The 12,148-nt window shown below is 58.0% G+C and carries 12 protein-coding genes; 7 read left to right on the forward strand and 5 right to left on the reverse strand.

What is annotated here, in order from left to right; genetic code table 11:
• Nucleotides 1-7: 7 nt before the first annotated feature.
• The gene (locus QYH43_RS23440) at nt 8-610 is read right to left on the reverse strand and encodes a peroxiredoxin (RefSeq protein ID WP_095057048.1); all 603 of its coding nucleotides are present in this window, start codon (nt 608-610) and stop codon (nt 8-10) included.
• A gap of 312 nt (nt 611-922) precedes the next feature.
• Here QYH43_RS23440 and QYH43_RS23445 point away from each other — a divergent pair, with 312 nt between their 5' ends.
• Together QYH43_RS23445 and bfr are read left to right on the forward strand one after the other, a co-directional pair.
• Complete coding sequence (locus QYH43_RS23445; RefSeq protein WP_008053520.1) at nt 923-1,141, forward strand: bacterioferritin-associated ferredoxin; 219 nt, start codon at nt 923-925, stop codon at nt 1,139-1,141.
• A gap of 198 nt (nt 1,142-1,339) precedes the next feature.
• The gene (gene bfr / locus QYH43_RS23450; protein ID WP_008053519.1) at nt 1,340-1,816 is read left to right on the forward strand and encodes a bacterioferritin; all 477 of its coding nucleotides are present in this window, start codon (nt 1,340-1,342) and stop codon (nt 1,814-1,816) included.
• Nucleotides 1,817-2,008: 192 nt separating this feature from the next.
• On the opposite strand, the gene grxD is transcribed toward bfr, so the two are convergent.
• Both grxD and QYH43_RS23460 read right to left on the reverse strand, forming a co-directional pair.
• Nucleotides 2,009-2,350 (reverse strand): Grx4 family monothiol glutaredoxin, encoded by a 342-nt coding sequence (grxD, locus tag QYH43_RS23455; protein WP_034149018.1) that lies wholly within the window; start codon nt 2,348-2,350, stop codon nt 2,009-2,011.
• A 97-nt stretch (nt 2,351-2,447) separates the two neighbouring features.
• Complete coding sequence (locus tag QYH43_RS23460) at nt 2,448-4,556, reverse strand: molybdopterin oxidoreductase family protein (RefSeq protein WP_301158212.1); 2,109 nt, start codon at nt 4,554-4,556, stop codon at nt 2,448-2,450.
• A 451-nt stretch (nt 4,557-5,007) separates the two neighbouring features.
• Here QYH43_RS23460 and argF point away from each other — a divergent pair, with 451 nt between their 5' ends.
• Nucleotides 5,008-5,928 carry an ornithine carbamoyltransferase gene (gene argF, locus QYH43_RS23465; protein ID WP_095057046.1) on the forward strand — a complete coding sequence of 307 codons (921 nt, stop codon included), beginning with the start codon at nt 5,008-5,010 and terminating at the stop codon, nt 5,926-5,928.
• Complete coding sequence (locus tag QYH43_RS23470; RefSeq protein WP_095057045.1) at nt 5,925-7,034, forward strand: ABC transporter ATP-binding protein; 1,110 nt, start codon at nt 5,925-5,927, stop codon at nt 7,032-7,034. Before argF ends, QYH43_RS23470 begins: the two co-directional genes overlap by 4 nt.
• Before the next feature lie 115 nt (nt 7,035-7,149).
• On the opposite strand, the gene QYH43_RS23475 is transcribed toward QYH43_RS23470, so the two are convergent.
• Together QYH43_RS23475 and ybaK are read right to left on the reverse strand one after the other, a co-directional pair.
• The gene (locus QYH43_RS23475; protein WP_301158213.1) at nt 7,150-7,932 is read right to left on the reverse strand and encodes a PhzF family phenazine biosynthesis protein; all 783 of its coding nucleotides are present in this window, start codon (nt 7,930-7,932) and stop codon (nt 7,150-7,152) included.
• A 101-nt stretch (nt 7,933-8,033) separates the two neighbouring features.
• Complete coding sequence (gene ybaK / locus QYH43_RS23480; protein ID WP_095057043.1) at nt 8,034-8,504, reverse strand: Cys-tRNA(Pro) deacylase; 471 nt, start codon at nt 8,502-8,504, stop codon at nt 8,034-8,036.
• 352 nt (nt 8,505-8,856) lie between these two features.
• Here ybaK and QYH43_RS23485 point away from each other — a divergent pair, with 352 nt between their 5' ends.
• From QYH43_RS23485 to QYH43_RS23495, 3 genes are all read left to right on the forward strand, one after another.
• Nucleotides 8,857-9,708 carry an MIP/aquaporin family protein gene (locus QYH43_RS23485; RefSeq protein WP_095057133.1) on the forward strand — a complete coding sequence of 284 codons (852 nt, stop codon included), beginning with the start codon at nt 8,857-8,859 and terminating at the stop codon, nt 9,706-9,708.
• 76 nt (nt 9,709-9,784) lie between these two features.
• A complete protein-coding gene (gene glpK / locus QYH43_RS23490) occupies nt 9,785-11,290 on the forward strand; it encodes a glycerol kinase GlpK (RefSeq protein WP_301158214.1) in 1,506 nt (501 codons plus the stop codon).
• 94 nt (nt 11,291-11,384) lie between these two features.
• A complete protein-coding gene (locus QYH43_RS23495) occupies nt 11,385-12,140 on the forward strand; it encodes a DeoR/GlpR family transcriptional regulator (protein WP_053155124.1) in 756 nt (251 codons plus the stop codon).
• The last annotated feature ends 8 nt before the right edge of the window (nt 12,141-12,148 follow it).

Genomic DNA, 12,148 nt, shown 5'->3' on the forward strand with positions numbered 1-12,148 from the left:
GCGTGCCTTACAGAGCGGCAGCGTGCTCGGTCAGGTAAGCCGCAACGCCTTCTGGCGAAGCGTTCATGCCTTTGTCGCCTTTCTTCCAGTTGGCAGGGCAGACTTCGCCGTGCTCTTCGTGGAATTGCAGAGCGTCGACCAGACGGATCAGCTCTTCCATGTTACGGCCCAGCGGCAGGTCGTTGATGATCTGCGAACGGACAACGCCTTTGTCGTCGATCAGGAACGCGCCACGGAAAGCAACGCCGTCAGCGGACTGAACGTCGTAGGCCTTCATGATGTCCTGCTTGATGTCAGCAGCCATGGTGTAGCGAACCTGGCCGATACCGCCATTGTTCACTGGAGTGTTGCGCCATGCGTTGTGGGTGAAGTGCGAATCGATCGAAACAGCGATCACTTCAACGTTGCGGGCCTTGAAATCAGCCATGCGGTTGTCCAGAGCAATCAGCTCGGACGGGCAAACGAAGGTGAAGTCCAGCGGGTAGAAGAACACCAGGCCGTATTTGCCTTTGATGGCCGAGGACAGGGTGAAGCTGTCAACGATCTCGCCATTGCCGAGTACGGCCGGTACGGTGAAGTCAGGGGCTTGTTTGCCTACGAGTACGCTCATTGGATATCTCCTGGTGTAATAGCGTGAAGAACAAGGTTCGCACCAGCCTGCCACCCTCAGGCGACAGCCCTGTGACACGAACCAGAGTCGCAAAGACCGGCCATCATACACCGCGTGTTTGACCTGTCTTAGCTGTTTTTGCCCTCGACGCTAAAATCCGCACAGACGGCTCGTCACCATTTTTCAGAAACAAACCGTTCGTCAGTCACCTGCCCTTATGACCATAAGTGCTCAGAAACCACTTTGACAATCATTCTCGTTAACATTAAGATCCATCGCAATCGAGACATAAACAAGCGACGGTCTTCTCTTATGTATGTTTGCCTCTGCACTGGTGTCACCGACGGTCAAATCCGCGATGCGATCTATGAAGGATGCTGCAGCTACAAGGAAGTCCGCGTGGCCACCGGCGTTGCCAGTCAATGCGGTAAATGTGCCTGCCTCGCCAAGGAAGTGGTTCGCGAAACGCTGACCAAACTGCAAACGGCTCAAGCAGCGATTCCCTTTCCTGCAGAATTTACAGCCGCCTAAATACCGAATTCCAAAGAACCGGACTCATGTCCGGTTTTTTTATGCCCGAAAATCAACCAGTTATGCGCTAGACGCGGAACAAAAACATTCTTATTCCGATTAATTTTCATATAAGTTTCAATAACTTAGGTTTGACACTATTAAATGCGCGGCCCAAACTCTGACAATTAGACAGTTAATACAGGGCAGGACCCCATCATGAAAGGCGACGTTACAGTCATCCAGCATCTCAACAAGATCCTTGCCAATGAACTGGTCGCGATCAATCAATATTTCCTGCATGCACGCATGTACGAAGATTGGGGTCTGAACAAGCTCGGCAAGCACGAGTACCACGAATCCATCGACGAGATGAAGCACGCGGACAAGCTGATCAAGCGCATTCTGTTCCTTGAAGGCCTGCCGAACGTCCAGGACCTGGGCAAGCTGCACATCGGTGAACACACCAAGGAAATGCTTGAGTGCGACCTGCGCATCGAGAAAACCGGCCACGCTGACCTGAAAGTCGCCATCGCTCATTGCGAAACCGTCGGCGACTTCGGTAGCCGTGAACTGCTTGAAGATATCCTTGAGTCCGAAGAGGAACATATCGACTGGCTGGAAACCCAACTGGGCCTGATCGATAAAGTAGGACTTGAAAACTATCTGCAATCGCAGATGGGCGAAGACGAATAACGCCGTACCGCTAATCTCGATGCAATAAAAAGCCCCGCACTCTTTTGAAGAGACGGGGCTTTTTTGTGCCTGCTGCTTTTACTGTAGGAGCGAGCTTGCTCACGATGGTGGTCAACGATAACGCGGGGAGTCTGATTCCCCGCGGTGTTCTTGAGTGCATCGCGAGCAAGCTCGCTCCTACATAAAGCCAAATCAGGCTTCGGACTTGTTGGCAGCAGCGGCTTCAACAGCGGCCTTGATGGTGGTTTGCAGCGAACCGTCTGCAGCCATCTCGGTCATGATGTCGCTACCGCCGACCAGCTCACCGCCAACCCACAGTTGCGGGAAGGTTGGCCAGTTGGCGTATTTTGGCAGGTTGGCGCGGATTTCCGGGTTCTGCAGGATGTCCACGTACGCAAACTTCTCGCCACACGCCATCACGGCCTGCGCAGCTTTCGCGGAGAAGCCACACTGCGGGGCATTCGGCGAGCCTTTCATGTAAAGCAGAATGGTGTTGTTGGCAATCTGCTCTTTAATCGTTTCGATGATATCCATGGAGCACCTCGGCTGAACTTTCCGACTCACGGGTCGGCACGGTGGCGCATTGTAACGGAAAGCCGAGCCCCCTGCTCGGTCTCTCCGTCAGACTAAATCACGCCGCGACCACTGTCACCGGCACACCGTTGAGCGCCGCGTTCCCGGACAACTCGTCCAGTTGGCATTCGTCCGTGAGGTCATTGGCGCTGGAACCCGGCTGACTGCTGGCAATCGCCATTTGCACGCCAGGTCGGGCATGACCCCAACCGTGCGGCAGGCTGACCACACCTTTCATCATGTCCAGACTACCGAGCACTTCGACCTCGATCACGCCAACCCGCGAACTGATCCGCACCCGCTGCCCGTCATTAAGCCCGCGACTGGCCAGATCGTCCGGATGCATCAGCAACTGATGACGCGGCTTGCCCTTCACGAGGCGATGATAGTTGTGCATCCACGAATTGTTGCTGCGTACGTGGCGTCGACCGATCATCAGCAACTCATCGGCAGCCGGTGCCTGCAAGGCGGCGAAGCGTGCCAGGTCGGCAAGGATCGCGGCAGGAGCGGCCTGGACTCGCTGATTGGCGGTTTTCAGGCGTGACACAAGGTTGGGCTTGAGCGCACCCAGATCGACACCATGGGGATGATCGAACAAAGTATCCAACGACAGCTTGTGCGCCGACGCGTCTCCATACATCCCCATGCGCAGTCCACGATCGATCATTTGCGCCGGAGCAATGGTAGGTTTCAGCTCCTTGTTGGTTCGAGCGGCGAACGCCTTGGCCAGCCCGACGAAGATTTCCCAGTCGTGCAGCGCGCCTTCAGGTTTGGCGAGGATTGCGCGGTTGAAGCGGCTGACGTTACGCACCGCAAACATATTGAACGTCGTGTCGTAATGATCGTTTTCCAGCGCCGAGGTGGACGGCAGGATCAGGTCGGCATAACGCGTGGTTTCATTGATGTACAGATCGATACTGACCATGAATTCCAGACCATCGAGCGCCTGTTCGAGTTTTCGGCCGTTGGGTGTGGACAGCACCGGGTTGCCCGCCACGGTGATCAGCGCGCGGACCTGCCCTTCCCCTTCAGTAAGCATTTCCTCGGCCAGCGCCGACACCGGCAATTCACCCGCATATTCCGGGCGACCTGACACCCGACTCTGCCACAGATTGAAATGCCCGCCCGATGTCGAGGCCACCAGGTCCACCGCCGGCTCGGTGCACAACGCACCGCCAACGCGGTCGAGGTTGCCGGTGACCAGGTTGATCAACTGCACCAGCCAATGGCACAGCGTGCCGAAGGCTTGGGTCGAAACCCCCATGCGGCCGTAGCAAACCGCGCTCGGCGCTGCAGCGAAGTCTCGCGCCAACTGGCGGATTTGCACGGCCGGCACGGCGCACAGTGGGCTCATGGCTTCAGCGGTGAAGGTGGCGATAGCCCCACGCACGTCATCCAGACCGTCCACCGGCAAATGGCTGTCGCGGGTTAGCCCTTCTGCGAACAGGGTGTTGAGAACACCGAACAACAAAGCCGCATCGCCACCGGGGCGTACGAACAAATGCTGATCGGCAATGGCAGCGGTTTCGCTGCGACGCGGGTCGACCACCACCACTTTGCCACCCCGGGCCTGAATCGCTTTCAAGCGTTTTTCCACATCCGGCACCGTCATGATGCTGCCGTTCGAGGCCAGCGGGTTGCCGCCGAGAATCAGTATGAAGTCGGTGTGATCGATATCGGGGATCGGCAACAGCAAGCCGTGGCCGTACATCAAATGACTGGTCAAATGATGGGGCAATTGGTCGACCGAAGTGGCGGAAAACCGGTTACGGGTTTTCAGCAGGCCGAGAAAATAATTGCTGTGGGTCATCAACCCGTAGTTATGCACGCTCGGATTGCCCTGATAGACCGCCACAGCGTTCTGCCCGTGATGTTCCTGAATGACCGCCAGGCGCTCGGCGACCAGGTTGAACGCCGCTTCCCACTCGATGGGCTGCCATTCGTTGCCCACCCGCTGCATGGGCTGATGCAGGCGGTCCGGATCGTTCTGGATGTCTTGCAGTGCGACAGCCTTGGGGCAAATGTGCCCGCGACTGAAGGTGTCAAGCGGATCACCCTTGATCGAAGTGATCTGCACTTTGCCGTCTTCGGCCTGGGTGGTTTCGATGGTCAGGCCACAGATGGCTTCACACAGGTGACACGCACGGTGATGGAGAGTCTTGGTCATGGCCAGTCTCTGTCTTGTTCTGGGCGGGCAATGTTTGCCTCGGGAGCAAAACTATGGCGCCAGACCTGCCACCGCGCCAGCGACGTTCGTCTTGTGAATCGGCGGCTATCAGGACAGCCGATGACCGTTGGTAAGCGTCGGACCAAAGGTCAGAAAACAACCGCCAATTGCACCCTCCCCGCCTCGTTTGATTGCCAAGCCCCGAGAGGCCAGTGTACAAATGAGCCGCTGCTGTCAGGAAACAGGCTTCAAAAGCGCTACTGCGGTGATCCCTTAGCCCCTCTGAAATCCCCTAAAACTGTAGCCCTATTGGTAAGACGCGACATTTAATTATAAGATCGCGCCTTCCCCTATTTCGTCGCCCCGTGCGGCTTACGCCGCAGGTCTCGCCCGTTGTTCCGTTAAACAAGGCTTTGAGCATCTGCGGTTTGTAGCAAAAAGGTAGTCAATGATGAGCGCAAGGCACTTTCTCTCCCTGATGGATTGCACGCCCGAAGAGCTGGTCAGCGTGATCCGTCGAGGCGTTGAGCTCAAGGACCTGCGTAACCGCGGCGTACTGTTCGAGCCCCTGAAAAACCGCGTGCTCGGGATGATTTTCGAGAAGTCCTCGACCCGCACCCGCATCTCGTTCGAAGCCGGCATGATCCAGCTCGGCGGCCAGGCGATTTTCCTGTCGCCCCGTGACACCCAACTGGGCCGTGGCGAGCCTATCGGCGACTGCGCCATCGTCATGTCGAGCATGCTCGACGCGGTGATGATCCGTACCTTTGCCCACAGCAACCTGACCGAGTTCGCGGCAAACTCCCGTGTGCCCGTGATCAACGGCCTGTCCGATGACCTGCATCCGTGCCAGCTGCTGGCCGACATGCAGACCTTCCTCGAACACCGCGGCTCCATCCAGGGCAAGACCGTGGCCTGGATCGGCGACGGCAACAACATGTGCAACAGCTATATAGAAGCGGCGATCCAGTTCGACTTCCAGCTGCGCGTTGCCTGCCCGGAAGGCTACGAGCCCAATCCTGAATTCGTGGCCAAGGCCGGTGACCGGGTCACCATCGTGCGCGATCCGAAGGACGCCGTGCGCGGCGCCCATCTGGTGAGTACTGACGTCTGGACCTCCATGGGCCAGGAAGAAGAAACCGCCAAGCGCCTTCAGCTGTTTGCACCGTACCAGGTGAACCGCGCCCTGCTCGACCTGGCCGCGCCGGACGTTCTGTTCATGCATTGCCTGCCCGCACACCGAGGCGAAGAGATCAGCGTCGACCTGCTCGATGACAAACGCTCGGTGGCTTGGGATCAGGCAGAAAACCGTCTTCACGCACAAAAGGCCCTGCTCGAATTTCTCGTCGAGCCGGCGTATCACCACGCATGAGCCAGCCATTACTGTTGAACCTGCGAAACCTCGCCTGCGGCTATCAAGACCAGCGCGTGGTGCAGAACCTCAACTTGCATTTGAACGCCGGTGACATCGGTTGCCTGCTCGGCTCTTCGGGCTGCGGCAAGACCACCACCCTGCGGGCGATTGCCGGCTTCGAACCGGTGCACGAAGGTGACATCCAGCTCGCCGGCGAGACCATTTCCAGCGCCGGTTTCACCCTCGCGCCGGAGAAACGTCGGATCGGCATGGTGTTCCAGGACTACGCGCTGTTTCCACACCTGAGCGTGGCCGACAACATTGCCTTCGGCATCCGCAAACATCCGCAAAAGGATCGCGTGACCGAAGAGTTGCTGGAACTGGTCAACCTCAAGGGCCTCGGCAAGCGCTTCCCCCATGAGCTTTCCGGTGGTCAGCAGCAACGCGTCGCCCTGGCCCGCGCTCTGGCGCCGGAGCCACAATTGCTGTTGCTCGACGAGCCGTTTTCCAACCTCGATGGCGAGTTGCGCCGCAAGCTAAGTCACGAGGTTCGCGACATTCTCAAGGCCCGTGGCACCAGTGCGATTCTGGTGACTCACGACCAGGAAGAAGCCTTTGCCGTCAGCGATCATGTCGGTGTGTTCAAGGAAGGTCGCCTGGAGCAATGGGATACGCCCTACAACCTGTATCACGAACCGCTGACGCCATTTGTCGCCAGCTTCATCGGCCAGGGTTACTTCATTCGCGGCCAGTTGAGCAGCCCGGAGTCGGTGCAGACCGAGTTGGGTGAACTGCGCGGAAATCGCGCCTACACCTGGCCCGTTGGTGGCGCCGTGGACGTGTTATTGCGTCCGGACGACATCGTTTATGCGCCAGACAGCGCACTGAAGGCGCTGATTGTTGGCAAATCGTTCCAGGGTGCATCGACCCTGTATCGCTTGCAGCTGCCAACCGGCGCGCAGCTGGAATCTATCTTCCCGAGCCATGTCGATCGTCAGGTTGGGGCGCAAGTGGGCATTCGTGTCGTAGCAGAACATCTGGTGTTGTTCCAGGCGTCCGGCAGCACGGCGGCGCAGATTCCGGCAATCGAATCCGGTGTCCGGCGGTACAGCACCACCAACTGAACACACCCAATCCCTGTAGGAGCGAGCTTGCTCGCGATCGCGGCATCAGATTCAACAGCGATGTTGACTGACCCACCGCTATCGCGAGCAAGCTCGCTCCTACAATGGACCTGTGTCAGCCCAACATCAGGGTTCCGCTGGCCACCAACGTCGCATTCCCGCCAATACTCACCCGATCGCCTCCCAGTTGACAGAACAGCTCCCCGCCCCGGGCCGAACACTGGAAAGCCGTCAGACTCGACTTGCCCAAACGCTTCGACCAATACGGAATCAGCAGGCAATGGGTTGAACCCGTCACGGGATCTTCATTGATGCCAATCGCCGGTGCGAAATAGCGTGAGACGAAATCGTGCTGGCTGCCCCGCGCCGTCACGATGGCGCCCAACCACGGCAGTTTCGCCAGAGCAACCATGTCCGGTTTACAGTCGAGCACGGCTTGTTCGGATTCCAGCACCACGAACAATTCATTCGAAGCCAGCACTTCGATGGCTTCCACGCCCAAAGCACGCTCGACCTCCAGGGTCTCGGCCACTGGCGACGGCAGGATGGCCGGAAAATCCAGCCACAGGCGGCCACCCTCCCGCGTCACACTCAATGGACCGGACTTGCAGATGAAATCCAGACGCTCGACCGGCTCTTGATAGATCTCGAACAGCACGTGGGCGCTCGCCAGGGTCGCGTGACCACACAGCGGCACTTCGGTAGTCGGCGTAAACCAGCGGATGTGCCAGACCTGCCCCTCGCGCACCACAAACGCCGTTTCAGCGAGGTTGTGCTCGGCGGCAATTTTTTGCATCAAGTCATCGGCGAGCCAGGTGTCGAGCCGATAGACCATTGCCGGGTTACCACTGAAAGGTTGATCGCTGAACGCGTCGATCTGATGGAACTCAAGCTGCATAACCTTCTCCCTTTGTCAGGCAACCGAGCATGAAGCCGCTCTAAAGATGGCACCAGTGACAGAGCACACTTATTTCCACCATACAGCGGCAACGAAGCCCTTCAAACCCGGCCAATTTCCGCGAACTTCGCCTGGGTATGCTCGGCGAGCACCGCGGGGGCCAATTCAACTTCCAGACCGCGCCGGCCTGCACTGACATAAATGCTGGCAAACGGCTGGGCCGAATTGTCGATAAACGTGCGCAGGCGCTTCTTTTGCCCCAGCGGACTGATGCCGCCCAGCAGGTAGCCGGTGGATCGCTGTGCCGCCGCCGGGTCGGCCATTTCAACTTTTTTCACGCCAGCCGCCTGAGCCAACCCCTTCAAATCCAGCGTTCCTACCACCGGGACAACCGCCACCAACAACTCCCCTTTTTCACTGGCTGCCAACAGTGTCTTGAACACCTGAGCCGGGTCGAGACCCAGTTTTTCCGCAGCTTCCAGGCCATAGGACGCAGCCTTCGGGTCATGTTCGTAACTGTGCACGCGGTGTTCGGCCCGAACCTTTTTCAACAAATCCAATGCAGGGGTCATGAGACAGCTCCAGACGGGTCGGCAGATGAAAAACACTGCGCCGGATTCTAGGACATTGGTCCACAAAAGGCTCTATGGCGGCCTTGTTTCAGCTTGTCTACTTCGCACTCACGGCCATCCAGTCATTCGTTCATTCATGCGACGAATAGTTTTTTTGTGACCAATAGTTCACTTTCGACCTTTGACAGCAGTGTTTCTTGTCTATATTTTTTCGTTTCTGAAACTAAGCGAAACGTCCTACAGCAATACCCGGCAGTGAACCGCGACCAGGATGGGGATCCTGCCTCGGTGGAAAATGCGCTTCGACCACGATGGCAAAAAAGCGCCAGACAACAAAAACAACGAGGTTTCAATGACTACTGCTTTACAACAACCGTCGCTCTCGAGCCAATGCATGGCCGAATTCCTGGGTACGGCGTTGCTGATATTTTTCGGTACGGGTTGCGTTGCCGCCCTCAAGGTCGCGGGCGCCAGCTTTGGCTTGTGGGAAATCAGCATCATTTGGGGCATCGGTGTCAGCATGGCGATCTACCTGACCGCCGGGGTTTCCGGCGCGCATTTGAACCCCGCCGTCAGCATCGCGCTGAGCCTTTTCGCTGACTTTGAAAAGCGCAAATTGCCTTTCTACATTCTTGCCCAAGTCGCCGGGGCATTCTGTGGCGCCTTGTTGGTTTACACGCTTTACAGCAATCTGTTCTTCGATTTCGAACAAACCCATCACATGATTCGCGGCAGCCAGGCCAGCCTTGAACTGGCGTCGGTATTTTCCACTTTCCCGAACCCTGCGCTGACCACCACCCAGGCGTTTCTGGTCGAGGTGATCATCACTGCCATCCTGATGGGCGTGATCATGTCCCTGACCGACGACAACAACGGCCTGCCAAAGGGCCCAATGGCGCCGCTGCTGATCGGCCTGCTGATTGCCGTGATCGGCAGTTCGATGGGGCCGCTGACCGGTTTCGCGATGAACCCGGCACGCGACTTCGGACCAAAGCTGATGACTTTCTTCGCTGGCTGGGGTGAAATTTCCTTCACTGGCGGACGCGATATTCCGTACTTCCTGATTCCGGTATTTGCGCCGATTGTCGGTGCCTGCCTGGGCGCCGCCGCCTATCGCGGGTTGATTGCCCGCCATTTGCCGAACGCCATACCTGCTACAAAGGATGTAACAACGGCCATTGACGGCAAACCAAGAACTTCTTGATACCGTTGGCGCGCAACACCTGCCCTTTTGATTGCGCGCCAGACTTCACTCCCTTATTTCGTCCAAGGCAATCGACATGACCGACATTCAGAATAAGAACTACATCATTGCCCTCGATCAGGGTACGACCAGCTCCCGCGCGATTATTTTCGACCGCGATGCGAATGTGGTCTGCACCGCCCAACGGGAGTTCGCACAGCATTACCCGCAAGCCGGCTGGGTCGAACATGACCCGATGGAAATCTTCGCCACCCAAAGCGCCGTGATGGTCGAGGCCCTGGCTCAAGCCGGCTTGCACCATGACCAGGTGGCTGCCATCGGCATCACCAACCAGCGCGAAACCACGGTGGTGTGGGACAAGAACACCGGCCGCCCGATCTACAACGCCATCGTCTGGCAGTGCCGTCGCAGCACGGAGATCTGCCAGCAACTCAAGCGCGATGGCCACGAGCAATACATCAGCGACACGACCGGCCTGGTCACCGACCCGTACTTCTCCGGCACCAAACTCAAGTGGATTCTCGACAACGTCGAAGGCAGCCGTGAGCGTGCGCGCAACGGCGAGTTGCTGTTCGGCACCGTCGACAGCTGGCTGATCTGGAAATTTACTGGCGGTAAGGTGCACGTCACCGACTACACCAACGCTTCGCGCACCATGCTCTTCAACATCCACACCCTGGAATGGGATGCGAAGATGCTGGAGGTGCTGGATATCCCGCGGGAAATGCTGCCGGAAGTTAAATCGTCCTCGGAAATTTACGGCCGTACCAAAAGCGGCATCGCCATCGGCGGCATCGCCGGCGACCAGCAGGCCGCCCTGTTCGGCCAGATGTGCGTCGAGCCCGGCCAGGCGAAAAACACCTATGGCACCGGTTGCTTCCTGTTGATGAACACCGGTGACAAAGCGGTGAAATCCCGACACGGCATGCTGACCACCATCGCCTGCGGCCCACGCGGCGAAGTGGCCTACGCGCTGGAAGGCGCGGTGTTCAACGGTGGTTCCACGGTGCAGTGGCTGCGCGATGAGTTGAAGATCATCAACGACGCCCACGACACCGAATACTTTGCCAACAAGGTCAAGGACAGCAATGGCGTGTACCTGGTGCCGGCCTTCACCGGTCTGGGTGCTCCGTACTGGGACCCGTATGCCCGTGGCGCATTGTTCGGCCTGACCCGCGGCGTGCGTGTGGATCACATCATCCGTGCAGCGCTGGAATCGATAGCCTACCAGACCCGCGACGTGCTCGATGCCATGCAGCAAGACTCCGGCGAACGCCTCAAGGCCCTGCGCGTGGACGGCGGTGCAGTGGCGAACAACTTCCTGATGCAGTTCCAGGCCGATATCCTTGGCACCCAAGTCGAGCGCCCGCAAATGCGCGAAACCACAGCATTGGGCGCCGCTTACCTGGCGGGTCTGGCCTGTGGCTTCTGGGGCAGCCTGGAAGAGTTGCGCGGCAAGGCTGTGATCGAACGTCAGTTCGAGCCAACCCTTGACGAAAAAACGAAGGAAAAACTCTACGCGGGTTGGAAAAAAGCCGTCAGCCGAACCCGCGATTGGGCAGCTGAAGACGAGGCTGAATAAGCAAAGACGCTGACTCGTCTCTGTAGTAACTGGCAGGGAGCGGATTCCTGCGGCATCATGGGCAAATTTTGCACGGCAGCCCAAAGGACGCCCCATGAATCTGCCTCCCCGTCAGCAACAAATCCTCGAACTGGTCCGTGAACGCGGCTATGTCAGCATCGAGGAAATGGCCACGCTGTTCGTTGTTACTCCGCAGACCATCCGCCGCGATATCAATCAGCTCGCGGAAGCCAATTTGTTGCGTCGCTACCACGGCGGCGCGGCTTACGACTCCAGTGTCGAAAACACTGCCTATGCCATGCGTGCCGATCAGATGCGCGATGAAAAGCAACGCATCGCCGAAGCCATTGCCGCGCAGATTCCCGACCATGCCTCGTTGTTCATCAACATCGGCACGACCACCGAATCCATTGCCCGCGCACTGCTCAATCACAATCACCTGAAGATCATCACCAACAACCTGCATGTCGCCTCGATGCTCAGCGCCAAAGACGACTTTGACGTGCTGTTGACCGGTGGCAACGTGCGCCGCGACGGAGGTGTCGTGGGCCAGGCCAGCGTCGACTTCATCAACCAGTTCAAAGTCGACTTCGCCTTGGTCGGGATCAGCGGCATCGATGAAGACGGCAGTCTGCTGGACTTCGATTATCAGGAAGTGCGGGTGTCCCAGGCGATCATCGCCAACGCTCGCCAAGTGATCCTGGCGGCCGACTCCAGCAAATTCGGGCGCAACGCCATGATTCGCCTCGGGCCGATCAGCCTGGTCGATTGCCTGGTGACCGATCAGCAGCCTTCTCCGGCGCTTGCGCAGTTGTTGAACCAGCACAAGGTTCGGCTGGAAGTTGTTTAACGCCGAAG

Source organism: Pseudomonas sp. C32 (assembly GCF_030417915.1).
GTDB lineage: Bacteria > Pseudomonadota > Gammaproteobacteria > Pseudomonadales > Pseudomonadaceae > Aquipseudomonas.